This is a genomic window from Nonomuraea sp. ZG12 (assembly GCF_052068115.1).
Classification (GTDB): domain Bacteria; phylum Actinomycetota; class Actinomycetes; order Streptosporangiales; family Streptosporangiaceae; genus Nonomuraea.
Genome location: NZ_JBQHCW010000015.1, coordinates 50,896 through 75,787, shown reverse-complemented (window position 1 = coordinate 75,787; position 24,892 = coordinate 50,896). Strand labels below are relative to the sequence as shown.

Sequence of the window (24,892 nt, the reverse complement as noted above, 5' to 3'; positions counted from 1 at the left end):
GGTTGATCGTGACGAATGGCTACTGCGGGGGTGGCTGCGCCGAGCGGCGTGGTCTGGGTGAGCGGGGCCTGTCGGCTCAGCAGCCGCAGCAGCACCAGGAGGAGCAGTCGCGTCCGGTGCCGCCGGCCGGTCCGGTGCGAGGGCAGCAGATTCCGGTGGCTCCGGGAGTGCATGTTTCGCGTTGAGGTGCCGCCGGAACTGGCCGGGCTCGGGTGGGGCGGCGGCGTTGATGAACGGGTTTGCTGAGTTTTCTACTGGTGGCCTTGGGTGGTGTGCCAGTAGTCGCGGGTCTGTACGGCCAGGCCGTCACGGTTGAAGCGGGCGAATACGCAGCCTGCGATGGTGACGGGCTGGTCGTTTTCTTGTGCGTGGACCCGGAATTCGATGGCGGCTCGGTCGCCGTCGACGAGGGGGGTGGTGAAGGTGACGTGGGGTGCGCTTTCGCCGGTGAAGGACCAGCGGATGTAGTCGGCGATGGCTTGTTTGCCGTGGTGCGGGGGTCTGAACGGCATGGAGGTGTGGACGGCGTCGTCGCTGTAGAGGGCGATGATGGCGTCGGTGTCGTGGTGGGTCCAGCCGTGTTGCCAGGTGTCGGCGAAGCGCTGGGCGGCGTCTCGGGGGTTCATGGGTGCGGGCGGGTGTAGGGGTGGGTGGCGGTGACGGCGGTGACGGGTAGGGGCCCGTACAGGTGGGGGTAGCCGTTCTCGGTGCGGATGTCGAGGCCGGTGGGGTCGATGTCGAGAATGAGCAGGGGTTCGGTGAGGTGGCCGTAGAAGGCGGTGTGGACGCCGTGGAGTTGGTCGAGGTCGCGGCTGCAGTGGATGAAGCCTTCTTGGTCGAGGGTGCGGCCGAGGGTGGAGATGCGGTACTCCCCCGTTTTCTGGGCTTGGGTCCAGTCGGTGTGGAGTGCGAGGTGGTGGATGGTCATGGGGTCCATTCGGTTTCGAGCATGGCGTAGACCATTTCTGAGGACCATTCGCCTTTGACGCGTTCGTTGTCGATGAGGTGGGCTTCGCGGCGCATGCCGAGTTTTTCCAGGACGCGGGCGGAGGCGGTGTTGCGGGCGTCGAGGCGGCCGACGATGCGGTGCAGGCCGAGGTGTTCGAAGCCGAGGCGGAGCATTTCGCGGGCGGCTTCGGGGGCGTAGCCGTGGCCGTGGTGGGTGGGGTTGAGGATGTAGCCGATCTCGCCTTGGCGGTGTTCCTGGCTGGTCCAGATGAGCAGGCAGTTGCCGATGAGGTCGCCGGTGCCGGGGAGGGTGATGGCGAGGTCGACGGCGTCGCCTTCCTGCAGGAGGGCGGTGCGGGTGATCTTCTTGTCGAGGAAGGCGCGGGTGGTGTCGAGGTCGCGTGGTCCCCAGTAGAGGTGGCGGGTGACGTCGGGGCGGGATTCGTAGGCGTGCAGGGGGTGGAGGTCTTGGGGGGTGAAGGGGCGCAGGAGGAGGCGGTCGGTGGTGATCGGGTAGTGGGGTTTCAGCACGGGGGCAGTGTAGGGCGCTGGTCGGGCGGGGTGCGAGGCGTTTTGGTGCGGGTGGTCAGTGGGCGCCTGCGAGGTTGAGGACGACGACGCCGCCGATGATGAGGAGGATGCCGCCGATTTTGAGTGGGGTGAGGGTTTCGCCCATGAAGGCGGCGCCGATGAGGGCGATGACGGCGGTGCCGGCGCCGGCCCAGACGGCGTAGGCGGTGCCCATGTCGAGCTGGAGTTTGAGTGCTTGGGACAGGAGGGTGAAGGAGGCGATGTAGCCGAGGGCGGTGAGGGTGGTCCAGCCGAGGTGGGTGAAGCCGTCGCTGAGTTTGAGTGCGGTGGTGGCGGTGACTTCGCAGGCGATGGCGAGGGCGAGCAGGAGCCAGGGCATGGGGCCCTTCCGGTGAAGTGGTACGTGGGTGTCAGTTTATGTGGGGTGGGTGTCGGCTTGAAATGGGAGTCGAATGCGTGTTCCACTTGGTGGGTGGGCTGGGATGCGTTACCTCTGGTGGACGCCGTCGATGAGCGGCCGCTGATCGAGCGGCGGGCCGTGGTGCGTGACGGGTTCTATGAGATGCAGGCTCGCACGATGATCGAGCGGGTGCCGCAGTCCGCGGGCATCGCGCAGCGGTGGGCGGTGTCCCCCTACCGTGGTTGCGCCCATGCCTGCCGCGGCTGCGGTGCCCGCGCTGGGCATCGCCGGCTGGGGTTGGACGCGGGGGCTGATTTCGACACGCGGGTCGTGGTGAAGGCGAACGCGGTGGAGCGGTTGCGTGCGGAGTTGGGCCGGTGGGGTGGTGAGGCGCTGGCGGTGGGGGTGAGTGGTGACTGTTATCAGGAGGCGGAGCGTACGTACCGGTTGATGCCGGGGGTCGTGGCGGCGCTGGCTGGGGCGGGGGTGCCGTTCACGGTGTATACGAAGAGTCCGCTGGTGTTGCGTGACGCGGGGCTGCTGGCGGAGGTGGGTGCGCAGGTGGCGGTGTCGATCGCGTTCGTGGACGAGCGGATCCGGCGGACGGTGGAGCCGGGTGCGGTGGGTGCGCAGGCGCGGTTGGAGTTGGTGTCGTCGCTGGTGGAGGCGGGGGTGGAGTGCCGGGTGTTGATGGCTCCGGTGTTGCCGTTGCTGAGTGATGGGGCGGATCAGCTGGCGGCGACGGTGCGGCGGATCGCGGCTGCGGGGGCGGTGGCGGTGGAGCCGGTGGTGTTGCGGTTGCCGGTGGGGACGCGGGGGTGGTTCGTGGAGTGGCTGGGGCGGGCGCATCCGGAGCTGGTGGCGCGTTATGAGGAGTTGTACGACCGGGCGGGGCTCCCCTCCCCCGGCTATGAGCAGCGCATTCTTGGGCAGATCGGGCAGTTGTGCCGGGGTTATGGGTTGGCGGCGGGGCCGGTGGGGGCGGTGCCGCGGGAGCCTCGTTCGTCGCAGTTGACGGTGGTGTGAGCCGGCTGGAGTCGGTGGTTCCGTGTCATCGGACGAGCCGCCCCGCTCCGCCGTCAGAGCCGGCCTCGCGCTGAGTCGATGCGAACACGCCGCTGGGGCCGGATGACGAGGGTCCGCTGGGGCGGGGGTGCGGGGTTAGATGGTGGCTGTGGTGCGGTAGGCACCTCGGTAGGCATCGCTGTGGGTGGTGTTCCGGGTGCGGGGGGTGAGGGATGGGGTTGCGGGAGCGGCGGGGGTGTGAGCCGGGTGTGGAGGGGGCGGCTCGGATCCTGGTGGCGGGGGTGGGTGACGTCTTCTTCGGCGATGACGGGTTCGGGGCCGAGGTGGTGCGGCGGCTCGCCGGGGTGCGGCGGGCGGGTGTGGACGTGGTCGACTTCGGTGTGCGTGGCGGGGAGCTGGCGGGTGCGTTGCGGCGGGGCTATGACCTGGCGGTGATCGTGGACGCGGCGGTGCGGGGGCGGGTGCCGGGGACGATCACGGTGGTGGAGGTGGATCAGCCGCGTGCGGATCTGCCGGGGTCGGATCTGCCGGATTGGGGCGGGGCGGGGCCGGCGCGTGGTGTGGATCCGGTGGGGGTGCTGCGGCGGGCGGCCGAGCTCGGCGGGGTTCCGGATCGGGTGGTGGTGGTGTGCTGTGAGCCGGCAGCAGTGGGGGCCGGGGTGCCGGGGGGCTCATCTGGGGAGGAGCTGAGCGCGCCGGTGCGGGCGGCGGTCGGCCCGGCGGTCCGCTTGGTGCTGGGCATCATCGCGGAGGGCGCCGGGCCGGAGGGTGCGGCGTGAGGCCGGCAGGGGTGAGGTCTGGTGGGGTGGTCAGGCGTCGTCGCCGTCGAGGGCGCTGCCCTTCTTCCACTGCTTGAACGACATCTGCCAGTAGCCCCAGCCGTTGTTCCATTCGAGTTCGCGGTCGGTGCCGGTGATCTCGACGATGTCGCCGCGCTGGAAGTTGTCGAAGTACCACTTGGCCTGGTCGGGGCGGGCGTTGATGCAGCCGTGGCTGACGTTGCGGACGCCTTGGGCCCACACGTTGTTCTTGGCGTGGACGTACTCGCCGCTGTTGGAGATGCGGACGGCGTGGTCGATCATGACGTCGTAGTAGCCGGGGTCGCCCTTCTTGCGGCCGGGTGAGATCATGCGGACCGGGCTGGCGCGCTCCATGGTGAGGTGGACGCCGGAGGTGGTGGTGTATTCGCGGGTGGTGGCCATGCCGGCGCTGATGCGCATCGTCTCGACGCGTTTGCCGTCCTTGTAGACGTACATCATGTGCTTGTCGGCGGCCACCTTGGAGACCATCTTCGCGCCGATCTTCATGCTGTAGTCGTAGTCCTTCATCCCCCACAGGCCCCGGCCCGCTTTGACGCCGTCGAGGTCGGCGTTGAGGGTGACCGTCTGGTGGGCGGACCAGTACTTGGCGGGGCGGTAGATGGCGTACTTGTCGTCGATCCACCGCCAGGCGCCGTCGACGGGCTTTTCGGACTCGACCTTGAGGGCGCGTTCGACGGCGGCCTTGTTGGTGATGGGCTGGGTGAACCTGACCATGATCGGCATGCCGACGCCGACCTTCTCGCCCTTGACGTTGGGGGTGACGTCGGCGATCTCCAGGACGCGTTCGGGTTTTTGCGTGGTGAAGGTGCTGGCGGCGGTGGTGACGCCGGATTTGGCGGTGACGTTGTAGTCGGCCGACGGCTTCAGTGGGGTCTTGGAGATCCACCGGGTCTTGTCGGTGTTGTAATTGCCTTCGATCTGTTCGCCGTCGCCTTCGACCACGACCTCGTCCAGGGTGCCGCCGGCGGCGGTGACGATGATCCTCTTGCCTGGGCTGACCTTGGTGCTGCCCTCTTGGGGGGTGATGGCGATGGTGGGGGCTTGGGGGGTCGCCGAGATCGTCGCGTCGCCGTCGGCGGCCTGGCCCGATCCGGGGGCGGCGCCGGAGCATGAGGCGGTGAGGGTTGTCGCGGTGGCCAGGGCCACGCCTGCGACGACCTTCCTCCAGCCGGTCTCAACGTTCAACTCGAACCTCTCCCCGCTATGACAGACGCACTAAAACCTTAATGCTCCTGCATGTAAGACGCGGAATCATATGGGAGAGTTCGGTCACATTTCCATCACTTCTGGAAGTAAAGCGCAGGTCAGGGCCGGGTCAAGTCCCGGTCAAGTGGTAGAAGGGCCGGTCAGGGACGTGACAGGCGGTGGGTGAGGCTCGTGTGCCGCCGTCCGGCGCCCTTGGTCCGTACGGCCTGCGCGAGGGCGCGGCGGGAGCCGACGATCACCACGAGTCTCTTGGCCCGGGTGATGGCGGTGTAGAGCAGGTTGCGTTGCAGCATCATCCAGGCGCTGGTGGCCAGGGGGATCACCACGGCGGGGTATTCGCTGCCCTGGGAGCGGTGGATGGAGACGGCGTAGGCGTGGGCGAGTTCGTCGAGCTCGTCGAAGGCGTAGTCGACCTGTTCGTCCTCGTCGGTGCGGACGGTGAGGGAGTTGTCGTCGGGCTGGATGCCGGTGACGATGCCGACGGTGCCGTTGAAGACGCCGGCGGCGCCCTTGTCGTAGTTGTTGCGCAGTTGGGTGACCTTGTCGCCGATGCGGAAGACGCGGCCGCCGTAGCGGCGTTCGGGCATGCCGTCGCGGGCGGGGGTGAGGGATTCCTGCAGGGCGATGTTGAGCGCGCCGGCTCCGGCGGCGCCGCGGTGCATGGGGGCGAGCACCTGGACCTCGCGGCGGGGGTCGAGGCCGAAGGTGCGCGGGATGCGGCGGGCGACGACGTCGACGGTGAGGGCGGCGATCTCCTCCGGTTCCTCGCAGGGGAAGAGGAAGAAGTCCTTCATGCCTTCCAGGACGGGGTGGCGTCCGGTGTTGACGCGGTGGGCGTTGACGACGACGCCGGATTCCTGGGCCTGGCGGAAGATCTGGGTGAGGCGGACGCGCGGGATGTCGTCGGCGGCGAGCAGGTCTTTGAGCACCTCCCCCGCGCCGACGGAGGGCAGCTGGTCGACGTCGCCGACGAACAGCAGGTGTGCGCCGGGTGCGACGGCTTTGACGAGTTTGTTGGCCAGCAGGACGTCGAGCATGGAGGCCTCGTCGACGACCACCAGGTCGGCGTCGAGGGGGTTGTCGCGGTCGAAGGTGGCGTCGCCGCCGGGGCGTAGTTGCAGGAGGCGGTGGACGGTGGTGGCCTCGTGGCCGGTGAGCTCGGCGAGCCGTTTGGCGGCCCGGCCGGTGGGGGCGGCGAGGATCACTTTGGCGCGTTTGGCGCGGGCGAGGGTGACGATGGAGCGGACGGTGAAGCTTTTGCCGCAGCCGGGGCCGCCGGTGAGGACGGCGACCTTGTGGGTGAGGGCGAGCCGGACGGCCTGGCGTTGTTCGGTGGCGAGTTCGGCGCCGGTCTGGCCGTGCAGCCAGTGTTCGGCCTTGTCCCAGTCGACGTCGGTGAACGCCTTGAGCCGGTCGTGGCCGTGGTGCAGCAGGGTGAGCAGGGAGCCGGCCAGGGAGAGTTCGGCGCGGTGGAAGGGTGGCAGGTAGACGGCGGGCACGAGGTTGTCGCCGGTGGGGATCTCTTCGCGGACGGCGCCTTCCTCGGTGACGAGGTCTTCGAGGCAGGTGGCGATCAGGGGGGCGTCCACTTCGAGGATCTTGACCGCGTCGCCGATCAGGTTGGGGGCGGGCAGGTAGCAGTGGCCGTCGTCGGCGGCTTGCGACAGGGTGTAGCGCAGGCCGGCTTTGACGCGTTCGGGGCTGTCGTGCGGGATGCCGACGGCCTGGGCGATGGTGTCGGCGGTCTTGAAGCCGATCCCCCACACGTCGTCGGCGAGTTTGTACGGTTGTGCCCGGACGATGTCGATGGAGCGTTCGCCGTACTGCTTGAAGATGCGTACGGCGATGGAAGTGGAGACGCCGACTCCCTGCAGGAAGATCATCACTTCTTTGATGATCTTCTGTTCTTCCCAGGCGGCGCCGATCATCTTGGTGCGTTTGGGGCCGAGGCCCGGCACTTCCACCAGCCGCTGCGGGTCGTTCTCGATCACGTCCAGGGTGTCGGTGCCGAAGTGGTCGACGATCCGTTCGGCCATTTTGGGGCCGATCCCCTTGATGAGGCCGGAGCCGAGGTAGCGGCGGATGCCCTGTACGGTGGCGGGCAGCACGGTGGTGTAGGACCACACCTCGAACTGCTTGCCGTAGCGGGGGTGGGAGGTCCAGCGTCCGCTGAGCTGCAGCGACTCCCCCACCTGCGCGCCGAGCAGCGGCCCGACCGCGGTCAGCAGCTCGGCGCCGGAGCGGGCGGTGGCCACGCGGGCGATCGTGTAGCCGGTCTCCTCGTTGGCGTAGGTGATGCGTTCCAGTACTGCGTTCAAAACAGTGACGTTTTTTCTGGAGCCCATGTCCGGACTCTCCTCGGGCCTCCCCACATAGAGGAGACTAGTACTCCAGTGACATTTCGCGATCACGGTTCGGATCTGCGCTGGTAGTGGCAGTGCCGGGCCATGGCCTGATGGCGTCGGCGCCAGTGTGACCAGCGCAGAATTCTCGTGATGGCGCGGTGCTGGGTCAGCACGGGTACGGCGAGCAGTCGGCGGATCTCGGGCAGTGTCAGTGGGATGCGGTCCTGGTCACCGGGTGGCTGGGCGGCGGCCATGGCCGCCGAAAGGGCCGGCGCGAGCATGACCAGGGTGATGTGCCGGTGCCAGGCCGTCAGGCGCGCACCGGGTAGTGATCCAACCTGACCTGGCCCTTGGCCGCTTGGAAGCTCGCCGGACTGGACGGGCGGATGGTCACCAACTCCGTCGCCGGGAACGGCGCCGACCCGGCCCCGGTCGTGGTCCCGGGGCCGGGTCGGTTTCATCGGCGACGCCCCGGTTCAGCTGGATGAGGCGATCTACCCGCGCGAGCTCGTGGAGGGCACGCCAATCGCGACCGGGCGGAAGGTGCCGGGCGGCATCTACGTGATGCTGGCCCAGGCTGGTCACTCCCCCGTGGCGGTCACCCGGCGTACGATGCGGGCGCGAATCGCGACTGAGAATGAGGCCGCCCGGCTCAAGCTCGCGAAGGGGTCGTTGGTCCTGGCCGCCGACCAGCTCATCGCGGATGAGCGCGGCCGGGTGTCCGCCACGGCGTGCTGCTGCAGCGACAGCGCCAGGTGGACCACGACCGGGTCGCAGAACGGGAGGCGCCCCTCGACGTCGTACGCCATGAACGTCTTGTTGACGTGGGGGAAGTTCTTCCTGCTCTGGGAGGCCATCAGGTCGCGCCGGTAGATGTGCCGGTCGGTCTTCTGCAGGGCTCGCCGGAGTACGTGACCTTGAAGCCGTCCGCGCGGATCCGCTCGGCGAGCAGCAGACACGCCCACCCGACTCGAAATGCTCAGAGGCCAGGCTCGCGGTAAGGCTCGGGTTCCGAGTCCGGATTCGCCTTCACCGGAATGTCGATGGCCGCCAGCCTGGCGGAGACGTCATGCGGCCCTCGGGCGTACACGACCTTCTCGTCTGGGCCAAGCGGCACCGGGTCTAGGTCACGCAGCGTGCAGCCGACCGCGGATAGCTTGGCCGCTAGGGTGCCCAGGTCGGTGTCGGCGGGCACCGTCAGAAGCCAATCCATGGTCATCATCCCCTCATCGGGCAGCCCTCGGACGGTACAGCGCCACCCTCACGCTCCAGCCCTCAAGCTTACTTCCGCAGCATGTACGAATAGGATGCCGCCGCGTTCAGGATCCCACGCCCGTAGTCGCGGTCCCAAGGCCTGCCCGTCGTGTTAACCAGCCCGGCCAGCAGAGCCTCGCGCAGCTCCGCCGGGGTCAGCCCGGGGAACGCGGACAGCAGCAGTGCCGCCACACCAGCCGCGACGGGCGTCGCTGCCGAGGTCCCATTGTCGAAGGGCGCCGCCGTCCCACCAGGACGGTCCGGCCCGAAGTTGCCGAAAAAGTGGGAGTACGCGGCGAGGTCCGGTTTGCTCACCTCGAACATACCGGGCCCCTGGGAGGAGTACCCGATGCGCTCGTTTCGACTGTTGACCGCGGCGACGGTGATGACCTCGGCGAGACTGTTGGAGCCGTGGACGGATTTCCCCGGGCCGATACTGCTCGGGTCGCAGTTGAGACTGGGGCACGGGGTACCGCAGTTTCCCGCGGCGAAGAACACTGCCGCGCCGGAGGCCACGACCTCGCGCACCTTGCGGTGGAGCGGGTGGTCGATGTCCCAGATCTCATGCCCGGGAGCCTGCGCGCGGGAAGGTACGCGGTAGAACCCGTAGCTATTGGTGGTCAGGTGCGGGGTCCCGTCGATCCTCCGCTGGTCGAGTACCGCCTGGAACATCGCCAGGGCGCCGCCGGAGTTCGGATCGCCGAGGAAGGGGTAGTCGTACAGGCGGGCGGCGGGGGCTGCGAGGAGGACGTCAGCGGCGCACATGGAGCCGTGGCTGGTGATGGGGGCCGCTCCCGGCTGAAGTCGGGCTCCGGGACGGGCGAATCCGCCGGAGACCGGGTAGACGGTGCCGTTGACGCCTTCGTCGAGGATGCCCACGGCGACGTTCTGCCCGCGAAAGCCGTCCTGCCATACTTTGGAGACTCCGAGCAGGGTCCGGATGACGTGGAGGGCGACCCCTGGCCGGAACGGCCTGCAGTCGGTCACCGCGCGCGAGCGGGCGAGGTCGAACGGCCCGGAGCCGGCGGCCTCCGCCGGATCCGGCTCTCCCAGGAGCTCCCAGTGCTCGTACAGGTATTGCCGCGAGTTCGGCCACACGGTGACACCGTTGCGTCCGCGTAGTTCCTCCAGCCTGGTGTGGTCGACCTCCACGGGCACCACCATCGTGGTCGGGGCCATGTCTTGGTTCGTCTCCGGGGAGGCGAACTCCCTCAGCTCGAGCATCGGCGCGTAGGTTCCGTCCGCCGCTCGGTGGGCGGCGAACATCGGAACGGGCACCAGGTTCTCGTCCGGTTCGACGCCGAGTCCGGCGACCGCGTCCAGGACACGGTCCGCCTGGTCGTACGCCTCGGTCTCGGAGCCCAGCGCCGCGCGGAAGGCTCCGAAGCCCTCGGCATGGGGTGCCTCGACCTCCAGGAGTACCTTGATCTTGGCCATGTCTGCTGCCTTTCCTAATCCGTCTCATTGCGTGGATGGTCGGGATGACGGTGTGCTCGGACCCGCACGTTCACAGGCCGGGCCACGTCTGCCGTACGGCCGCGGAGCTACGAGGAGACGGTCGTCCCAGGGGGACTTCGCCGAGGGCTCCTCGTTGTCCTCCCCACACCTGTGGGGGTGAGCCGGAGGCCGGAAGATGGCCAACTTCGTCGTCGCCGATCTCGATGATCTGGTTCGCATCGTGAAACGCAAGCTGAAAAAGATGCAGTACCGGCCGTATCTACCCGATGGATGCCTTGCCGCGACCGGGTCGCCCATCAACCATGGTGATCGCGGGAAATGGAAACTGCGAGTTCAACTGGAGTATGTCGGAAGTAGCGGCTTCCCAGCCCTGGCGGAAGGTTCAGGCATAATCGGTTGTTTCGTACGGTGACGGTAATGCACCCAGCTGAGACATTGAGTTCTCCTACGGACGCCAGGGAGATTTCATTACTCCCCTGCGGTTTCATTTCTGAGTGGGTTTCCCTTTGCCGCCTCGAGGGCGCTTTGGACCTCCCCTTCGTCAAATAAGTAGTAATCGGACTCGGATACCGACTCGGGCATGGATAATCCACCTTTGGCGGGGAGTCGCTTGCTGATCCAAACGGTTCGACTTGCATGGATCACCGTACGGGTTGATCAAGTAATGTCCGCAGGTGTCAGCATTATTCCCTTCTGCGAGTCGTCGCCAAACAGGCGATTTCACGTAAGGCCGAACAGTAAAGGCGATAGGGTGGAAAGGTTTTAAGTACGAAAAACTTTGCTCCAATTGAGTAAAGGGCGGGAGGATGAACGTGATTCGTCGGCATTGTTTACCTGCCTCGCGATGATAACTTCAAGATTGCGCTATCATCTGTACAGAGGTTGAAAGACTGAGGTGTCACCGCGCCGTTGCCTGCTCGCGGCGGAGTTCGGGAGTATGCAGGTGGGATGCGTTATCCGGATGGTGGTGGTCTGACCCCGGCGGCGCGAGCAAAGCGTGAACGGGTCCGCTTGGAGGCTGCCGGGTTGTTCGCCGCGGGCATGTCGCCGCCTGCGGCGGCCAAGAAAGCTGCGGGTCTCCCGCAAGTCGGCCTACGTCTGGCACAAGGCCTGGCGCACGGCGGGAACCGGGGCACTGGAGTCGAAAGGGCCGGGCGGGCAGCGCTGCCGGCTCGGCGATGCGCAGGTGCAACGGTTAGAGGCCGCGTTGGACGCCGGTCCGGCCGCCTGGGGATGGACCGAGGATCATCGCTGGACCCTCGCGCGCATCACGGTGCTGGTCGGCGGGTCGTTCCACCTGTCCTACACCCCGCGTGGGATCTGCCATCTGACGAAACAGGACAATCGCTGAGGCCGCCGAAGGCCCGCACCTGGTCCCGCCGAGGACGCACCCCGGCCGTCACCTTCTCGGGCAAGGGCTCCGGCGCCCTTGAAGTCGCCCTGGAAAGGCTTCGCCACGGCGGTCACGACGGTGATCAAAGGCAGGGTGGCGGTGGCGGGCTGGACCAGCGGTTGCAGGAACGGGGTTACGGCCGACACGGGTTTTCTGGCCGACCAGCGGAATCAGCGGAGCGATAGCAGCGCCGACGCCAGAGTGGAAGCCAGCTGAGCGATCGGAGGCAGCAGCGGCAGCAGCGGCAGCAGCGGCAGCAGCGGCAGCAGCGCGACGATGAGCTGACCAAAGGCGCCTGCGATCTGACCGACCAGGGGGGTGAGCTGGGTCAGGACCGGCTGCAGTGCGGTGGGCGGCGGCGCAGCAGGTCCGGCTCGGCGAGGTCGATGCCGTACACCTGGTGCAGGTCCGCCTCCAGGAGCGGCCAACGGGTCAGGAGGTCGTGCCAGCCGACCGCTTGGCCGCCGCCTTCGTGCGCGGGGCCGGCTCGCACCACTCGTGGAGCCCCGTGACCGGGTCGATGTCGCCGCCGCCGACCGGTCCGGGGCTTCTGCGAGCCGCTTCAGTGCTTACCGCGGCGGGCGGAGGATCAGAACATCACGGCGCGCCGGGCGATCACGAGCCACACCGCGAGCGGCGGACCGAGTACCGCTGTCGCCACGTACAGGTTGAAGCGTTCCTCGTTGTCGTCGGTGATGGACTTCTCGCGGGACCACGCGTACGCGGTGAACCCGGTCGACGTGCTGCTGATCAGGAGTGCCGCCGCCATGAACCACAGGCTGGAGGACAACTGCACGCGTTCCGTGGGTGTCTTGTAATCTTCGGCCAGGTCGTCGTACCCGAAGATCCAGCCGAGGGCGGCGAGGCTGACCAGGCCCGCCACCCACAGGGACGCCGGCGCGATGTAGGCCAGCAGGACGGGGATGATGTCGCGCGCGTCGTTCTCGACGGGGGCGTCGGGGTGCGGGGACGGGCGCGATTCCCCTGCCTGCGCTTCCTTCGCCTGCGGATCGGGGCGCGGAGGCGGCTCTGGGGTGCGGCGCTGATGGGGCGGAGGTTCGGCGGGGGCATCGTGGGGTGGTGGCGCGGAGCCGGAGGAGGGCGTCGGCTCGGCGAGCGTGGCGCTCGGAGGCGACAGGGGAGGCGACGCGGTCTCGGCCGGGCCCGTCTGGTGGGGTGTCGCCTGGTTGCGTGAATGGCGTAGCTGTTGCCAGGCGAGGTAGACCTGTGCAACGCCGATGGTGAGCGTGACAACCAGACTGATCATGCCTATGTCCACCGCTCCAGCGTGCGGCCATTGCTCAGGGCCTCGCAAGCCGTGCGGTTCCACCAAGGACGATCACGCCTGGGCGACCAGTTGCCCACCGCTCGGGAGCAGGCAACCCGATAACCGCCGCGCCGCTGAGCCGACGATCCATCATGAACGCGTGGGCACCTCTCCCCCGCCGAGGCGGCCGGTCGAGCGTGAGCGGGCACGGATCGTCAGGGCCACCGCCGCTGCTTGACGCAAGCAATACGGACAGGTCACAAAGCCGCAGGTCAGTGCACGATCGAGTCAGGTTCGAAGGGATCTGGCGGGGTTTGCCACCGCGCGTTGCGCGCAACGGCGTCGAGGAGCGAAAGAACGGCTCGACATCCCCTAGACACGGAGAGAAACGGATCGGATACTCAGCGTGTCAGCGCCCTTCCCCCTGATCTCATACCGTCCGCTCAGCGCCGCAAAGCCGGCTTGCCGTGCGCTGCCCGGACATTGTGCCTGTCAGGGGAATCAGCCAAGGAGAGACCGTGCGATTCAAGAAGTCTCTGCCCTTTTCCATCGCCGCCCTGGCCACGGCGGCCTGTGTTGCGGCCACTGTCGTAGCCCTCCAGGCATCCGCTCCCGCCGTGGCGGTCACCCACCACTCGGCGCTACCGCCCGGCTACCAGCTCGTCACCATGCCCAACGCCAACGTCCCCAACTTCCAGCGTCGCACGCTGTACTGCCCGGGCTCGAAGCGCGTCCTCGGCGGCGGCGCGGAGGCCCGCGGCAACGCCGCCATCCTGGTGGGGTCGTTCCCCACCGACGATGGACGCGGCTGGATCGGTATCGGCCGTCAGACCGGCAGCAACGACGTCGGGATCAGCGTCTTCGCCATCTGCGCTGACTGACGGACCACCATCACCGGCCCCGTCCATTCGACGGCGGGGCCGGCAGGGACCCGATTCTGGCTCCATCGCTGGATCGCCTCGTTGATCAGCAGGTCAGTCTGCCGTTCGAGAGCCGTGTCCATCCGGTCCAGCTCGCGGCGAAGCACCTCCGGCTCGGCGGGACGGTGCGATCTTCTCGGTGGTGCCGGGAAATCGTTGGACATCGTGTGCGGTCGGTGGCCATGGTGGACGGCATGCGCCAGGAGGAGATCTGGGACGCCGAGACGGCCCAGCGATATGACACGCCCGGGACCGGCATGTTCGCGCCCGAGGTTCTGGACCCCACGGTGGACCGCCTCGTCGAGCTCGCGGGCGGTGGGCGGGCGCTGGAGTTCGCCATCGGCACCGGCCGGGTGGCCGTGCCGCTGGCCGAGCGGGGGGTGCCCGTCACCGGCATCGAGCTGTCCGCCCCGATGATCCGGCAGTTGCGGGCGAAGGTGGACGAGGCCACGGTCCCGGTGGTCGCCGGCGACATGGCGACGGCTGCCGCGCCGGGGACGTACACGCTCGTCTATCTCGTCTTCAACACCATCTCGAACCTGCTCACGCAGGCCGAGCAGGTGGCGTGTTTCCGCAATGCGGCCCGGCATCTGGTGCCGGGGGGCCGGTTCGTGGTGGAGCTGTGGGTGCCGGAGTTGCGCAGGCTGCCGCCGGGCCAGCAGGCGATGGTCTACAACTGCGAGCCCGGCTACATCGGTCTGGACACCTACGACGTGCTGCGTCAGCATGTCGTGTCGCATCACTTCAGGTTCGGTGAGGGCCGGCAGGCCGAGCTGTTCCGCAGCCCGCACCGGTACATCTGGCCCTCGGAGCTGGATCTCATGGCGCAGCTGGCCGGGTTCGAGCTGGAGAGCAGGCAGGCCGACTGGGCCGGGGCCGACTTCACGGCCGAGTCGCCTTCGCATGTGTCGGTCTACCGCCTGCCGCTCCCTGGGTCAGGACACGCGGGCTGAGGGGACCGTCCAGGTGTTGCACGCCGCGGGTGAGCCGGAGCGGAAGCCCTTGTCGAGCCAGGCGGCGATGGTGCGCCCCTTGCCGTGGGTGCGGTGCTCGCTCTGCTCGTCGCCGCTGTTCCGGTCGATGTCGAGGAGTGTCTCCCAGTCCTGGGTGGTGCGGTCCAGGGATTCCCAGGTGCTGCGGATGAACACGCCGGCCAGGCATTCGGCCTGCAGTTCGTAGCGGCGCAGTTGCTCGTTCAGCTCGCTCTTGCCCTTGTAGGGGTGGCGGTCGAAGGCGCGGCCCATGCCGGTGAGGTTCTGCAGGTGGTGGCCGAACTCGTGGGCGGCGACGTCGAAGAGGAACAGGTCCGACGGTTCGCTGAGCAGGTCGCGGTCCAGCAGGACGAGGAAGCGCCGCTCGTCGTCGCAGTATCTGGCCGAGGCGTCGATCCACGCTGTTTCGCAGAAGCGCCGTGGTTTGGTGATGAATCCGATCCTGACTTTGGCGAAGGGCAGGCCGGCTCGTGCGAAGTGGGCGGCCCAGGATCGGTTGAGGCAGTTCACGATCGTGGTCAGGTAGCGCTTGGCGGCGGGGACGTCGTTCGGCTTGACCTGGCGTTCGGTGCACTGGCTCGGCCGTAGTTCGCCGCTGCGGTAGAGCTTGTTCGCGGTCAGGGCGCGGTCGCGGATGGGGTAGGTGGCGGCCTGGGCCGTGCCGGCTAAGAGGAGCGAGCACAGGGTGAGGGCCGCGAGTAAGGGGGGTGAGACGCATGATCGTCATCCTAGGAGGGGGGCGGGTCGTCCGGCCAAGCCGAAGCGGCGTCGTGTTTACGCGGACATAGGACACCTGCGGAAAGTGTCGTGATATGCCGGATGGAAGGGAGGGCAGGGCGGAAAGGAGCCGACCATGGCACAGCAACGGCACCCGCAGGCGGGCCAGACGTCCCAGGACCCGGCGGCGGCCGTACCGCAGCAGCGTGAAGGCCCGGCCCAGGCGGGGCCGCCGCAGCAGGCGGAGCCCCGGGTGAGCGGGTGGCTCGGCTGGGTGTTGTTCGCCGGTTTCACGATGGTGCTGGTGGGCTGCTTCCAGGCGGTGATGGGGCTCGTCGGCATCTTCAACACCGGTTTCTACGTCGTCACGGCGGACAACCTGGCCGTTCCCGTCACCTATACGGCCTGGGGTGTGGCCCACCTGGTCCTCGGGGTGATCGTCGCCCTCGCGGGCCTGGCCGTCATGTCGGGCAAGGCGTGGGGGCGCGCGGTCGGGATCTTCCTGGCGGCGATCCAGGCCATCGTCAACTTCGCCTGGTTCCCCGCGTACCCGTTCTGGTCGCTGATCGTCATCGCCGTCGACATCCTCGTCATCTACGCCCTGCTCGTCCACGGCGGTGAGATGCGGGCCTTGACCGGAAATAAGGGGGCGCGACGGGGAGAGAGTGTCAGCGGTCGCGTGTAGCGTTTCATCTGACCTCTGCCAAGGAGTCGGATGCCCATGCCGCGCGCCGGTGCCGGCCGTCCCCATGCCAGGCCCCATGCCGGGCCTGAGCGTGCGGGCGCGGTGGAGCGGTAGCCCGGGGTGCTCGCACGCGTGTTGAGGGTGGCCCTGGCGGCGCTGCTGCTGGCCGGGGCCGGGTGCGCCGTCCGCGCGCCGGCGCCCGCGCGCCCCTCCCCCTCCGCCGCGGCGCCGCCGCCGGACGGCTGCGCGGGCGGCGAGCCGCTCAAGGAAGGCCGGCACGAGCTGGAGTTCGCCGGCGAGGCGCGCGTCTTCCTGTTGTCGCTGCCCGAGGGTGACGGCCCGCACCCGGTGCTGCTGAACCTGCACGGGCTCGGCTCCAACGCCCGCGAGCAGGCCGCCTACAGCCGCCTGCCGCAGGAGGGCGGCCGCCGGGGCTACATCGTGGCCACCCCGCAGGTGGCCGAGGACCGGCTCGCCTGGACGCTGCCGCACGGCTTCGGCCCCGACGACACCGGCTTCCTGCGGGCGCTGCTGGACCGGCTGGAGCAGCGGCTGTGCGTGGACCGCCGGCGCGAGTTCGCCGCCGGCCTGTCCTACGGCGGCGCCATGGCCACGGCCCTGGTGTGCGGCCTGGACGGCAGGCTGGCCGGGGTGGCGGCCGTCGGCGGCGTCAACATCGTCAAGCCGTGTCAGCGACCGGAGCCGGCCACGCTGGTCGCCTTCCACGGCACCGCCGACCGGGTCGTCCCCTACCGGGGCGGGCACCCGCTGAGCGACGCCTCCGGCGACCTGCGCAAGCTCGCCGACCTGGTGACGCTGCAGCCGGTGGAGCGGGTGACAGGCGGCTGGGCGGGCGCGTTCGGCTGCCGCTCCCCCGCCGCCGCCTCCTCCCCCGTTCCTCAGGTACGGCTGCGTACCTGGACGGGCTGTGCCGGCGGTGTCCGCGTGCGCCTGTACACGATCAGCGGCGGCGGCCACACCTGGTCGGGCCCGATCGAGGTGCCCAGGCTCGGCGCCACCAACCGGCAGCTGGACGCCACCCGGCTCATCCTGGACGCCTTCGACGCCGCCCCGCCGGCCTGAACGCATCGAACGACCCGGGAGGGCGTCCGGCCGGGATTAGGCTTGACCCCCATGAGTCAGGTAGGACATCAGACGGCGCGGGCGCTGCTGCGCAGGCTCGCCCTCGAACAGGCCGAATGCCGCATCCCCTCGGTGCGGGCCGCGATCGTGCGCGACGGTGAGATCGTGTGGCAGGCCGGGCGCGGCCAGGTGGACGGGCGGCCGCCGGAGCCCGGCACGCAGTACCGGATCGGTTCGATCACCAAGAGCGTCGTGGCCGTGACCGTCATGCGGCTGCGTGACGAGGGCCTGATCGACCTGCTGGAGCCGATCGGCAAGCACCTGCCCGACACCCGCTTCGGCGAGGTCACGATCGCCCAGCTGCTCTCGCACACCGGCGGCCTGACGGCCGAGCCGCCCACCGGCTGGTGGGAGCGCACCCCCGGCATCGACATGGCCGACCTGCTGTCCCGTGTCGGCCCCGGCGAGGTCAAGCACCGGCCGGGCCGCCGCTACCACTACTCCAACATCGGCTTCTCCCTGCTCGGTGAGCTGGTCGCCCGCCTGCGTGGCGTGCCGTGGGACCGGGTGGCGCGAGCCGAGGTGCTCGGCCCGCTCGGCATGGACGACACCACCGCCAGGCCGCGGCCGCCGCACGCCACCGGCTACGCCGTCCACCCCTACGCCGACGTGCTGCTGCCGGAGCCCGAGCATGACGCCGGCGCCATGTCACCGGCCGGGCAGCTGTGGTCCACCACCACCGACCTGGCCCGCTGGGCGGCGTTCGTGGCCGGGGACACCGGCGGGGTGCTGTCGGCGGACACCCTCGCCGAGATGCGTGAGCCCGCCACCGTCGCCGACGGCGACGCCTGGACCTCCGGCTACGGGCTCGGCCTGCAGCTCACCCGGCACGCCGGGCGCCGCCTGGCCGGGCACACCGGGTCGATGCCCGGCTTCCTGGCGACCGTGTGGGCCGACCCCGGCGACCGCGTCGGCGCGCTGTTCGTGGCCAACACCACCTCCGGCATGCGGCCAGGGCTGCTCACCGACCTGCTCGACATCCTTGACGAGCACGAGCCGCGCCTGCCCCAGGAGTGGACCCCCGCCGGCGCCGACCCCGCCCTGCTGGCGCTGACCGGCCTGTGGCACTGGGGGCCCGCCCCCTACCTGCTGCGGCTGCTGCCCGGCGGTGGCCTGTCGCTCGAGCCGGTGCGCGGCACCGGGCGCGCCTCCCGATTCGCGCCGCAGGACGACGGCACCTGGCTCGGCCTGGACGGCTACTACGCCGGTGAGACGCTGCGGGTGGCGGCCGACCATCTCGACCTCAACACCTTCATCTTCACCCGTGACCCCTACGACCCGGCCGCGCCGGTCCCCGGAGGTGTCGAAGGCTGGCACTAGCCACTTGACGTAACACGTCAAGTGCTTGCTATCGTACGTCAAGTAGTGGCCGGGCGAGACGTCGGAGGCAGCGTGACACGGCACGAGCGGGAGGAGCTCGCACAAGACCTGATCCGGCTGGTGACCAGCAGGCTGCTGGACCCGCTCGACATCCTCCTGAGCGACGACGAAACGGCCGCCGACCCGGGCATCGAGGCGATGCGCCGCCGGGTGCGGCAGGACGCCGACGCCTGGGCCGCCGAGCTGCTGGGCCCCGACCAGGCCCGCGCCACCCACAGGGGCGCGCGCCTGGTCGCGGTGCTCTACCCCGGCGACGCCGCCTTCGACCCGCCCGCCGACTGGTGGCGCACCCCGCTCGGCCGCGCCATCGCCCGGCGCGTCGGCCACCCGTCGGCCGAGCGGGTCTCGTACGCCGTCGCCGGAGCGATGCTCGGCATCACCCGTCAGGGCGTCCACGATCTCGTACGGCGCGGCAAGCTGCACGCGCACCCGGACGGCGGCGTCACCACACCGTCGATCCGCGAGCGGCTCGACACGCTGGGAGACGACCATGAGCGGTGACCAGATGATCAGCGGCGCGGGGGCGGCGGCGGCTCGGCGCGGGCTGACCGAGCGTGACGGCCACACCTGGATGCGGCCCGGCCCCGACGTCACCGGCGCGCTGCGCGAGCTGCCGGAGTTCGCCGACGCGCTGCCGGTCTTCCGCGAGGTCACCGGCCCGTTCCTGATCGTGACGGCCACCTGTGACCTGCCCGCGCCGCCGGAGCTGGCCGGCCTCATGGCCGCCTTCCGCGCCGGCCTGGTCGCCGCCCGCCCGAACATCGAGATCCACGAGCTCGACGCCGGCCATGGCATGCTCGCCGAACGGCCCGAGGCCGTCGCCCGGCTCATCACCCGCCTCGCCTGAACGTTCGCCGCAACGGACCTCAAGCCGACAGCGCCGCCGCCAGCTCCGCCGCCGGGCCCGGCGGCAGAGCCCCGTGCAGCAGCTCCACCCGGTGCACCAGGCGGGGCGCGACCAGCGGCACCCCCCGCCCCACCGAGGCGGGCAGCAACGTCAGCCCATGCCCCGCCGCCACCAGGTTCAGCACCGTGTGCACGTCGTCACCCAGATACGCCAGCCCCGGCCGGAAACCGTCCCCCGCCAGGTCACGCAGCCGCTCCACCGGGCACAGCGGCGTCTGCAGCCACCGCGCGTCCACCAGGTCGGCCAGCCGAAGCCCCGCCCGCCCCGCCAGCGGATGATCATCCGGCAGCGCCACCACCAACGGCTCCTCGGCCGCCATCGCCGTGGTCAGCGGCCCCACGTCCGCCGGCCGCAGCGGGTCGCTCGGCGCGGTGACGCCGTCGGCCAGCCCCAGCTCCGCCTGCCCGGCCGCCACCCGCCCGGCCACCTCCTCACGCCCGCAGGTGCGCACCGTCACCGACAGCCGCGGCTGAGCCGCCCGCCCCCGCGCCAGCCGTACGGCCAGCACCGCGTTCAGCGCCAGCGGCGTCGCCGCCACCGTCAGCCGGTGCGCCGGCGCCGCCGCGATCCGGCGCACGTCGGCGCGGGCGGCGACCAGGCGCAGCAGCAGCGGCCCGGCATGCTCCAGCAGCCGCGCCCCCGCCTCCGTCGGCGCCACCGGACGGCGCAGCAGCAGCGGCATGCCCAGATCGGCCTCCAGCGCCGCGATCTGCTGGGAGACCGCCGACTGCGTGTAGCCGAGCTCGCCGGCGGCGCCGGAGAACGAACCGTGACGTGCCACGGCCACGAACGTACGCAGCAAATGAGGATCCATCAGTAATGCTTATAGCATCCGCACATTTCATCGTTGGCGCTTAAGCCGGTCCGGCGGCCACCATGGGGGCATGAACATCGCCCTGGTCGCCGACCGTTCGCCCGGCGTGCGCTCGCACACCCGCATCCCGCTGCTGGTCGAGGCGCTGCGCGAGCGCCACGGGATCGCGCTCGACCCCTACTGGATCCCCACCCCCGACGCCGGCGACCTGGCCGCCTTCGACGGCATCTGGATGCTGCCCGGCAGCCCCTACCGCAGCCAGGCCGGCGCCGTCGCGGCCGCCCGCACCGCCCGCGAGCGCGGCATCCCGTTCCTCGGCACCTGCGCCGGATTCCAGCACATGCTGCTGGAGTACGCGCGCGGCGTGTGCGGGATGGACGCCGCCCACGCCGAGTACGCCGAGGACGGCGGGGCCGATCGGGAGGCGGACTTCCTGCTGACGCCGCTGGCGTGCTCGCTGGCCGGCCACGAAGGCGCCGTCCGGCTGAAGCCCGGCTCACTCATCGAGCGCATCATGGGCGGCCGTGACACCGTCGAGGCCTACAACTGCTCCTACGGGCTCAACGAGGCCCACGAACGCACCCTGACCGCCCACGGGCTCGTCTTCACCGGCCACGCCGACGACGGGACCGTGCGGGTGGCGGAACTGCCCGGCCACCCGTTCTTCCTCGGCACGCTCTTCCAGCCCGAACTCGCCGGCGACGGCACCCGCCCGCACCCGGTCATCACCGCCTTCGCCACCGCCGTCACCCACCACGCCGCCTCACGCGGCACCGCGTCCACCCCTCGATGACCGTCAGAGCAGAAGTACGCGACGACCGCGGACACAGCGGCGCTCTACCCACCTTGACCTTCAAGGCAAGGCTCAACGTTCGATAGATCGAACCCATCGGGCGAAGGTCAATAGTCGAGGTGCGGATACCAGTCGCCTCGGCCGCGCGGGGTGAGGTCGAGGAGGTGCCAGACAGGGGCGAGGAGGTCGATGCCGCGCTCGTCGATGTCGTCGGCCATGCGAGGGTGGGCGGAGTAGAAGTGATGGATCGCGCCGTCGCCGTCGCGGGTGAAGACGGAGATGGTGGAGTCCTGTTCGCCTTCCTTGTCCTCACTGCCGAGGTCGTACTTGAAGGTGCTGTCGCCGCAGCTCAGCAGCCGCAGCCGGTGCCAGCCGCGATTGCGGGCGTGCTGCCGCAGGGCGGGCGGGTCGGCTGCCGCGGCGACGGCGAAGTCGGCGTTCCGGGCGATGTGGTGGGCGATGCCGTTGAAGCCGTCGATCCACAGGGTGCACATGGGGCACGGATCGGTCTGCAGCTTGCCGTACATGAAGTGGTAGACGATCAGCGGGCGGTCCTGCCCGGTGAAGAGGCCGCCGAGGGAGACCTCGCGGACCGGCGCGTCGCCCGCGTCGAGGTCGGCGGGGCCCTCGATGAAGACGTAGTCGTCGACGGGCGGCCCTTGCGGGAGCGTCCGTCGCTGGGCCGCGACCCTCTCGCGGTGGCGCATGAGGTCGATCTCGGCCAGGCGTAGTTCCTCGCGGGCGGCGAGGTACGCCGCCGATTCCCCGGCCAGTCTTGTCTGCCGCATGACGTCCTCCTGGGGCAGCGATCCCTGGTCCCCCGGTCCGGATCCGCGGGTTTCCCCAGCTGTCCAGTTTACGGTGGCTCCAGGATGCGCCGACAGCTGACCTGGCCCTTCGCCGGGTCGGCCGCGCCGGACCGGTGTTCCTCACCGACCCGGCGCGCTTGCGTCCCCCGCTGCGCTCGTGTCTCCCCGAGGCTCGGCCCGCCGGCGACCAGGCCGCGACCCCGCCGCCGCAGGTCCGCCAATCGATTCAGCAGCACGGGTACGTCAAAGCCATGGCGCACACTGGGACGGCGCTGCGAGGCAACCCCACACGGACACCGGGAAAAAGGCCCGGCCGATGTCGTATCGCGGGGCCGGCCGATCGTCTCACTGGTGAGGACCGGCGTGCGAGCCGAACGGGCGCTCCCGCGCGGGTAGAGGAAGACAGGCGACGGAAGGAGACCGAGGATGAAGTACGTCCTCGTGTTCGCGGAGGTGGAGGTCGCCGACCTGGACGAGGCGCTGGAGCTGGCCGGATCCTGGCCGGCCTGCCCCGTCGTGGAGATCCGCCCGGCGTCATGACAGCTCCGGCGAACCGGCACGACGCGGCCACCGGCGAGGTGCTGGCGCGGATGGTGCGCGAGCAGGCGGGCCGGCTGGCCGCGAGCCTGGTGTCGCTGCTGGGCGACTTCTCCGCCGCCGAGGACCTGGTGCAGGAAGCGATCGAGACCGCGCTGCGGCGCTGGCCCGCCGAGGGTATCCCGGACCGGCCCGACGCCTGGCTGTTCACCGTGGCCCGCCGGCGCGGCCTGGACGTGCTGCGGCGGGAGTCCGACCACCGCGCCAAACTGGCGCGGCTCCGCCTGCCGGAACCGTCGAGCGGCTGGCGGCCGTGCTGACCGTCATCTACCTGCTGGTCAACGAGGGCTACCTGTCCAGTACGGCCGAACGGGCGCAGGCCCGTGACCTGGTCGACGACGCCGAGTGGCTGAGCGCGCTGCTGGCGGAGCTGATGCCCGGCGAGCCGGAGGTGATCGGCCTGCTGACGCTGATCAGGCTGCATCGGGCGCGGGGCGCGGCCCGGTTCGGCGCCCGGGGCGAGCTGGTGCCGCTGGCCGACCAGGATCGGCGCCTGTGGGATCGGACGGTGATCGAGGCGGCCACCGCGCTGCTGGTGCGCACCGCCCGAGCCCATCGCCGGCCCGGGCCGTACCAGCTGCAGGCGGCGATCGTGGCCTGTCACGCCGAGGCGGAGTCGTTCGCGGCCACCGACTGGGCGCAGATCGTGGTGCTGTACGACATGCTGCTGTGTCAGGCGCCGTCGCCGGTCACCCGGCTGCACCGGGCCATCGCCCTGGGCTACGCCGAAGGGCCTGAGACGGCGCTGGAGGAGCTGCGGGACCTGGACGAGGCGCTGGCGCGCTATCCCCTGCTGCACGCCACCCGCGCCGAGCTGCTGCGCCGCCTCGGCCGTCCGGGCGAGGCCCGCGCCTGCGACGAGCGTGCCCTGACGCTGACCGCCAATCCGGCCCAGCACCGACTCCTGCGGGAGCGGATCAGCTGGAGCTGAGCTCCCGCAGGGTCGTGCGGGAAGGCGGATCGCCGATGCTGCTGGTGTCCCCGGTGTTCAGGGATCTCACGGTGCTCGGTCTGGGGGAGCGATCCCGGCCGGCCCGCTCACGGCGCCGGTGTCGTGAACGCCAGCTCGGGTTCTGGCTCGCCCGCCGCCAGCCAGTGCAGCAGTACGCGGCGGAACAGCTCCGGGTCTTCCGCGCTCCACTCGTGACGCATCCCCGGCACGGTCCGCGCCACCGCCTCCGGCGCCCGGGAGGTCACCTCGGTCAGCGCTCGGTGCACCGCCTTCGGCTCTCGCTCGCCCGCCAGCATCAGGATCGGCGTCCGCGTACGCCGCAGGCCTTCGAGATCCGCGGCCGGCACCCCCGCGGACACCTGGGTCAGCATCCGCCGCGCTGACGCGCGGTCGATCCCCAGGCCGGTCTCGACGAACGCGCCGACCGCGTCATCGGGTAACCGGAACGCGCGCGCCATCACCCGCCAGTACGGCCGCGAACCCCACAACCGGACCTGTGCGAGCCCCAGTACTCTCGCCGGCGCGCCCAGGCCCTGGAGCGGTGCGCCGGTGAGCATGGCGCTCCTGGCGAGATCGGGATGGCGTGCCACGAGGACGGTGCCCACCACCGCGCCGAGGGAGAGGCCGACGAGGTGTGCGCGTCCATCGTGGGCGCGGTCACGGATGAGCGCCGCCACCGAGTCCGCCACGCCGGCGACGGTCGTCCAGGGCTCGGTGTTCGACGCGCCGAAGCCGGGGAGGTCGGGGATCAGGCTGTGGTGATCGGGCAGCGACGCGGCCAGGTCGCGCCACATCCACCCCGCGACGTTGCCGCCGTGCAGGAACAGGAGGGTCTCGCCGGCGTCCGCGTGCTCCTCGTGCACGAACATCACAGCGCCTCCTCGAGCTCGTCCAGCCAGCTGAGCTCGGCCTCGAGGTGCATGATGCCGTTGCGCAACGTCAACGCCCGCAGTCGTTCGGCGTACGTCGTCGTGGGCGTCTCAAGGGCATGGAACGCCGTGAGCCGCTGCCGCACCAGGGCCCGGCGCTCTTCGACGAGTGCCCGTACGAGCTTGGGGTCCTCGGCGCGGCCGGCGAAGTAGATCCGCGTCAGGAACGCCTCACGCGGCAACTCGGCGGGGGCCGGGGAGCGCAGCCACGCGTCCAGTTCGGCGGAGCCCGCCTCGGTCAGCCGGTACTCATGCCGGGCCGGGCGTGACCGCTGCGGGATGACGTGCTCGTCCAGCAGACCCTCGGCGTACAGGGTGCCGAGGGTGCGGTAGATCTGCGACCGATCGGCCGCCCAGAAATGCTGGGCCGTGTCGTCGAAGGTCTTCTTGAGGTCGTACCCGGTCATCGGCCTCAGATCGAGGAGGCCGAGGATGGCATGCTTGAGGGACATGACACATAGTCTACAACTCACATATGCGGTTTCGGCCTCGCCTGGGTCACCAAGTGGGCGCCTGCCCGCGGCCCTCGGCCGCTGAGTGAAGACCAGGTGCCCCCACGGGCTTGTGCGGGTCGGTGAGACGGGTGGCCGGCGTCCAGAGAACCT

Annotated in this window: 30 protein-coding genes and 1 pseudogene; 15 read left to right on the top strand and 16 right to left on the bottom strand. The window is 70.0% G+C overall.

Annotation, left to right across the window (positions count from 1 at the left end; all coding sequences use genetic code 11):
* Positions 1–251: 251 nt before the first annotated feature.
* The 4 genes from ACTMTF_RS32255 to ACTMTF_RS32240 are packed head-to-tail and all read right to left on the bottom strand — an operon-like array spanning position 252 to position 1,858.
* Positions 252–626 (bottom strand): nuclear transport factor 2 family protein, encoded by a 375-nt coding sequence (locus tag ACTMTF_RS32255; protein WP_441114067.1) that lies wholly within the window; start codon positions 624–626, stop codon positions 252–254.
* On the bottom strand, positions 623–928 hold the full coding sequence (locus ACTMTF_RS32250; protein WP_441114066.1) for a DUF952 domain-containing protein: 306 nt from the start codon (positions 926–928) through the stop codon (positions 623–625). Before ACTMTF_RS32250 ends, ACTMTF_RS32255 begins: the two co-directional genes overlap by 4 nt.
* Entirely contained in the window at positions 925–1,479 is a 555-nt protein-coding gene (locus ACTMTF_RS32245; protein ID WP_441114065.1) for a GNAT family N-acetyltransferase, read from the bottom strand. Before ACTMTF_RS32245 ends, ACTMTF_RS32250 begins: the two co-directional genes overlap by 4 nt.
* Before the next feature lie 55 nt (positions 1,480–1,534).
* Complete coding sequence (locus ACTMTF_RS32240) at positions 1,535–1,858, bottom strand: DMT family transporter (protein ID WP_397014875.1); 324 nt, start codon at positions 1,856–1,858, stop codon at positions 1,535–1,537.
* A 117-nt stretch (positions 1,859–1,975) separates the two neighbouring features.
* Between ACTMTF_RS32240 and ACTMTF_RS32235 the strand changes: the two genes are divergently transcribed.
* Both ACTMTF_RS32235 and ACTMTF_RS32230 read left to right on the top strand, forming a co-directional pair.
* A complete protein-coding gene (locus ACTMTF_RS32235; RefSeq protein ID WP_441114064.1) occupies positions 1,976–2,905 on the top strand; it encodes a radical SAM protein in 930 nt (309 codons plus the stop codon).
* Positions 2,906–3,153: 248 nt separating this feature from the next.
* Positions 3,154–3,684 (top strand): hydrogenase maturation protease, encoded by a 531-nt coding sequence (locus ACTMTF_RS32230; RefSeq protein WP_441114063.1) that lies wholly within the window; start codon positions 3,154–3,156, stop codon positions 3,682–3,684.
* Positions 3,685–3,714: 30 nt separating this feature from the next.
* Here ACTMTF_RS32230 and ACTMTF_RS32225 read toward each other — a convergent pair whose 3' ends face one another.
* The 3 genes and pseudogenes from ACTMTF_RS32225 to ACTMTF_RS32215 form a co-directional block, all read right to left on the bottom strand.
* Positions 3,715–4,911, bottom strand: a complete 1,197-nt coding sequence (locus ACTMTF_RS32225; protein WP_441114062.1) for an Ig-like domain-containing protein — start codon at positions 4,909–4,911, stop codon at positions 3,715–3,717.
* Positions 4,912–5,072: 161 nt separating this feature from the next.
* Positions 5,073–7,277 (bottom strand): SF1B family DNA helicase RecD2, encoded by a 2,205-nt coding sequence (recD2, locus tag ACTMTF_RS32220; RefSeq protein WP_441114061.1) that lies wholly within the window; start codon positions 7,275–7,277, stop codon positions 5,073–5,075.
* A gap of 62 nt (positions 7,278–7,339) precedes the next feature.
* Positions 7,340–7,692, bottom strand: a pseudogene (locus tag ACTMTF_RS32215) (IS701 family transposase); the annotation flags it as partial.
* 44 nt (positions 7,693–7,736) lie between these two features.
* Here ACTMTF_RS32215 and ACTMTF_RS32210 point away from each other — a divergent pair.
* Positions 7,737–8,150 (top strand): UTRA domain-containing protein, encoded by a 414-nt coding sequence (locus ACTMTF_RS32210; RefSeq protein WP_441114152.1) that lies wholly within the window; start codon positions 7,737–7,739, stop codon positions 8,148–8,150.
* Positions 8,151–8,256: 106 nt separating this feature from the next.
* Here the strand turns inward: ACTMTF_RS32210 and ACTMTF_RS32205 are convergent, their stop codons facing one another.
* Positions 8,257–8,499, bottom strand: coding sequence for a hypothetical protein (locus ACTMTF_RS32205; RefSeq protein WP_441114060.1), 243 nt, complete (start codon positions 8,497–8,499; stop codon positions 8,257–8,259).
* 59 nt (positions 8,500–8,558) lie between these two features.
* Complete coding sequence (locus tag ACTMTF_RS32200) at positions 8,559–9,968, bottom strand: S8 family serine peptidase (RefSeq protein ID WP_441114059.1); 1,410 nt, start codon at positions 9,966–9,968, stop codon at positions 8,559–8,561.
* Positions 9,969–10,164: 196 nt separating this feature from the next.
* Between ACTMTF_RS32200 and ACTMTF_RS32195 the strand changes: the two genes are divergently transcribed.
* Both ACTMTF_RS32195 and ACTMTF_RS32190 read left to right on the top strand, forming a co-directional pair.
* Positions 10,165–10,401 carry a hypothetical protein gene (locus tag ACTMTF_RS32195; RefSeq protein WP_441114058.1) on the top strand — a complete coding sequence of 79 codons (237 nt, stop codon included), beginning with the start codon at positions 10,165–10,167 and terminating at the stop codon, positions 10,399–10,401.
* Between the two features lie 774 nt (positions 10,402–11,175).
* Entirely contained in the window at positions 11,176–11,340 is a 165-nt protein-coding gene (locus ACTMTF_RS32190; RefSeq protein WP_441114057.1) for a hypothetical protein, read from the top strand.
* 370 nt (positions 11,341–11,710) lie between these two features.
* Here the strand turns inward: ACTMTF_RS32190 and ACTMTF_RS32185 are convergent, their stop codons facing one another.
* Together ACTMTF_RS32185 and ACTMTF_RS32180 are read right to left on the bottom strand one after the other, a co-directional pair.
* Positions 11,711–11,875 carry a hypothetical protein gene (locus tag ACTMTF_RS32185; RefSeq protein ID WP_441114056.1) on the bottom strand — a complete coding sequence of 55 codons (165 nt, stop codon included), beginning with the start codon at positions 11,873–11,875 and terminating at the stop codon, positions 11,711–11,713.
* A 96-nt stretch (positions 11,876–11,971) separates the two neighbouring features.
* Entirely contained in the window at positions 11,972–12,649 is a 678-nt protein-coding gene (locus ACTMTF_RS32180; RefSeq protein WP_441114055.1) for a hypothetical protein, read from the bottom strand.
* A 518-nt stretch (positions 12,650–13,167) separates the two neighbouring features.
* On the opposite strand from ACTMTF_RS32180, the gene ACTMTF_RS32175 reads away from it, so the two are divergent.
* Complete coding sequence (locus tag ACTMTF_RS32175; protein WP_441114054.1) at positions 13,168–13,530, top strand: hypothetical protein; 363 nt, start codon at positions 13,168–13,170, stop codon at positions 13,528–13,530.
* Between the two features lie 233 nt (positions 13,531–13,763).
* Positions 13,764–14,522 carry a class I SAM-dependent methyltransferase gene (locus tag ACTMTF_RS32170; RefSeq protein WP_441114151.1) on the top strand — a complete coding sequence of 253 codons (759 nt, stop codon included), beginning with the start codon at positions 13,764–13,766 and terminating at the stop codon, positions 14,520–14,522.
* On the opposite strand, the gene ACTMTF_RS32165 is transcribed toward ACTMTF_RS32170, so the two are convergent.
* Positions 14,505–15,182: a neutral zinc metallopeptidase gene (locus ACTMTF_RS32165; RefSeq protein WP_441114150.1), complete on the bottom strand. Its 678-nt coding sequence runs from the start codon at positions 15,180–15,182 to the stop codon at positions 14,505–14,507. The genes ACTMTF_RS32170 and ACTMTF_RS32165 overlap by 18 nt on opposite strands.
* A gap of 232 nt (positions 15,183–15,414) precedes the next feature.
* Between ACTMTF_RS32165 and ACTMTF_RS32160 the strand changes: the two genes are divergently transcribed.
* From ACTMTF_RS32160 to ACTMTF_RS32140, 5 genes are all read left to right on the top strand, one after another.
* Positions 15,415–15,963 carry a DUF7144 family membrane protein gene (locus tag ACTMTF_RS32160; RefSeq protein ID WP_441114053.1) on the top strand — a complete coding sequence of 183 codons (549 nt, stop codon included), beginning with the start codon at positions 15,415–15,417 and terminating at the stop codon, positions 15,961–15,963.
* Positions 15,964–16,095: 132 nt separating this feature from the next.
* Positions 16,096–17,046 carry an alpha/beta hydrolase family esterase gene (locus ACTMTF_RS32155; protein ID WP_441114052.1) on the top strand — a complete coding sequence of 317 codons (951 nt, stop codon included), beginning with the start codon at positions 16,096–16,098 and terminating at the stop codon, positions 17,044–17,046.
* 51 nt (positions 17,047–17,097) lie between these two features.
* Positions 17,098–18,426 (top strand): serine hydrolase domain-containing protein, encoded by a 1,329-nt coding sequence (locus ACTMTF_RS32150; RefSeq protein ID WP_441114051.1) that lies wholly within the window; start codon positions 17,098–17,100, stop codon positions 18,424–18,426.
* 72 nt (positions 18,427–18,498) lie between these two features.
* Entirely contained in the window at positions 18,499–18,987 is a 489-nt protein-coding gene (locus tag ACTMTF_RS32145) for a hypothetical protein (RefSeq protein WP_441114050.1), read from the top strand.
* Complete coding sequence (locus tag ACTMTF_RS32140) at positions 18,977–19,333, top strand: alpha/beta fold hydrolase (protein WP_441114049.1); 357 nt, start codon at positions 18,977–18,979, stop codon at positions 19,331–19,333. Before ACTMTF_RS32145 ends, ACTMTF_RS32140 begins: the two co-directional genes overlap by 11 nt.
* A 19-nt stretch (positions 19,334–19,352) precedes the next feature.
* On the opposite strand, the gene ACTMTF_RS32135 is transcribed toward ACTMTF_RS32140, so the two are convergent.
* The gene (locus ACTMTF_RS32135) at positions 19,353–20,207 is read right to left on the bottom strand and encodes a LysR family transcriptional regulator (RefSeq protein ID WP_397014901.1); all 855 of its coding nucleotides are present in this window, start codon (positions 20,205–20,207) and stop codon (positions 19,353–19,355) included.
* Positions 20,208–20,277: 70 nt separating this feature from the next.
* Here ACTMTF_RS32135 and ACTMTF_RS32130 point away from each other — a divergent pair, with 70 nt between their 5' ends.
* Positions 20,278–21,000 carry a CTP synthase C-terminal region-related (seleno)protein gene (locus ACTMTF_RS32130; RefSeq protein ID WP_441114048.1) on the top strand — a complete coding sequence of 241 codons (723 nt, stop codon included), beginning with the start codon at positions 20,278–20,280 and terminating at the stop codon, positions 20,998–21,000.
* Positions 21,001–21,107: 107 nt separating this feature from the next.
* Here the strand turns inward: ACTMTF_RS32130 and ACTMTF_RS32125 are convergent, their stop codons facing one another.
* Complete coding sequence (locus ACTMTF_RS32125) at positions 21,108–21,788, bottom strand: DUF899 family protein (protein WP_441114047.1); 681 nt, start codon at positions 21,786–21,788, stop codon at positions 21,108–21,110.
* A 557-nt stretch (positions 21,789–22,345) separates the two neighbouring features.
* Here ACTMTF_RS32125 and ACTMTF_RS32120 point away from each other — a divergent pair.
* Both ACTMTF_RS32120 and ACTMTF_RS32115 read left to right on the top strand, forming a co-directional pair.
* The gene (locus tag ACTMTF_RS32120; protein ID WP_441114046.1) at positions 22,346–22,666 is read left to right on the top strand and encodes a sigma factor; all 321 of its coding nucleotides are present in this window, start codon (positions 22,346–22,348) and stop codon (positions 22,664–22,666) included.
* Positions 22,660–23,337, top strand: a complete 678-nt coding sequence (locus ACTMTF_RS32115) for an RNA polymerase sigma factor (RefSeq protein WP_441114045.1) — start codon at positions 22,660–22,662, stop codon at positions 23,335–23,337. The genes ACTMTF_RS32120 and ACTMTF_RS32115 overlap by 7 nt, the downstream gene beginning before the upstream one ends.
* A gap of 107 nt (positions 23,338–23,444) precedes the next feature.
* Here ACTMTF_RS32115 and ACTMTF_RS32110 read toward each other — a convergent pair whose 3' ends face one another.
* On the bottom strand, positions 23,445–24,227 hold the full coding sequence (locus ACTMTF_RS32110; RefSeq protein WP_441114044.1) for an alpha/beta fold hydrolase: 783 nt from the start codon (positions 24,225–24,227) through the stop codon (positions 23,445–23,447).
* A complete protein-coding gene (locus ACTMTF_RS32105) occupies positions 24,227–24,739 on the bottom strand; it encodes a PadR family transcriptional regulator (RefSeq protein WP_441114043.1) in 513 nt (170 codons plus the stop codon). The genes ACTMTF_RS32110 and ACTMTF_RS32105 overlap by 1 nt, the downstream gene beginning before the upstream one ends.
* Between the last annotated feature and the right edge of the window lie 153 nt (positions 24,740–24,892).

Coding starts and splice junctions, on each gene's coding strand:
- ACTMTF_RS32255 (WP_441114067.1), bottom strand. CDS start 626: ATGAACCCCCGAGACGCCGCCCAGCGCTTCGCCGACACCTGGCAACAC.
- ACTMTF_RS32250 (WP_441114066.1), bottom strand. CDS start 928: ATGACCATCCACCACCTCGCACTCCACACCGACTGGACCCAAGCCCAG.
- ACTMTF_RS32240 (WP_397014875.1), bottom strand. CDS start 1,858: ATGCCCTGGCTCCTGCTCGCCCTCGCCATCGCCTGCGAAGTCACCGCC.
- recD2 (WP_441114061.1), bottom strand. CDS start 7,277: ATGGGCTCCAGAAAAAACGTCACTGTTTTGAACGCAGTACTGGAACGC.
- ACTMTF_RS32205 (WP_441114060.1), bottom strand. CDS start 8,499: ATGATGACCATGGATTGGCTTCTGACGGTGCCCGCCGACACCGACCTG.
- ACTMTF_RS32200 (WP_441114059.1), bottom strand. CDS start 9,968: ATGGCCAAGATCAAGGTACTCCTGGAGGTCGAGGCACCCCATGCCGAG.
- ACTMTF_RS32195 (WP_441114058.1), top strand. CDS start 10,165: ATGGCCAACTTCGTCGTCGCCGATCTCGATGATCTGGTTCGCATCGTG.
- ACTMTF_RS32180 (WP_441114055.1), bottom strand. CDS start 12,649: ATGATCAGTCTGGTTGTCACGCTCACCATCGGCGTTGCACAGGTCTAC.
- ACTMTF_RS32170 (WP_441114151.1), top strand. CDS start 13,764: ATGCGCCAGGAGGAGATCTGGGACGCCGAGACGGCCCAGCGATATGAC.
- ACTMTF_RS32160 (WP_441114053.1), top strand. CDS start 15,415: ATGGCACAGCAACGGCACCCGCAGGCGGGCCAGACGTCCCAGGACCCG.
- ACTMTF_RS32150 (WP_441114051.1), top strand. CDS start 17,098: ATGAGTCAGGTAGGACATCAGACGGCGCGGGCGCTGCTGCGCAGGCTC.
- ACTMTF_RS32140 (WP_441114049.1), top strand. CDS start 18,977: ATGAGCGGTGACCAGATGATCAGCGGCGCGGGGGCGGCGGCGGCTCGG.
- ACTMTF_RS32135 (WP_397014901.1), bottom strand. CDS start 20,207: ATGGATCCTCATTTGCTGCGTACGTTCGTGGCCGTGGCACGTCACGGT.
- ACTMTF_RS32130 (WP_441114048.1), top strand. CDS start 20,278: ATGAACATCGCCCTGGTCGCCGACCGTTCGCCCGGCGTGCGCTCGCAC.
- ACTMTF_RS32125 (WP_441114047.1), bottom strand. CDS start 21,788: ATGCGGCAGACAAGACTGGCCGGGGAATCGGCGGCGTACCTCGCCGCC.
- ACTMTF_RS32120 (WP_441114046.1), top strand. CDS start 22,346: ATGACAGCTCCGGCGAACCGGCACGACGCGGCCACCGGCGAGGTGCTG.
- ACTMTF_RS32110 (WP_441114044.1), bottom strand. CDS start 24,227: ATGTTCGTGCACGAGGAGCACGCGGACGCCGGCGAGACCCTCCTGTTC.
- ACTMTF_RS32105 (WP_441114043.1), bottom strand. CDS start 24,739: ATGTCCCTCAAGCATGCCATCCTCGGCCTCCTCGATCTGAGGCCGATG.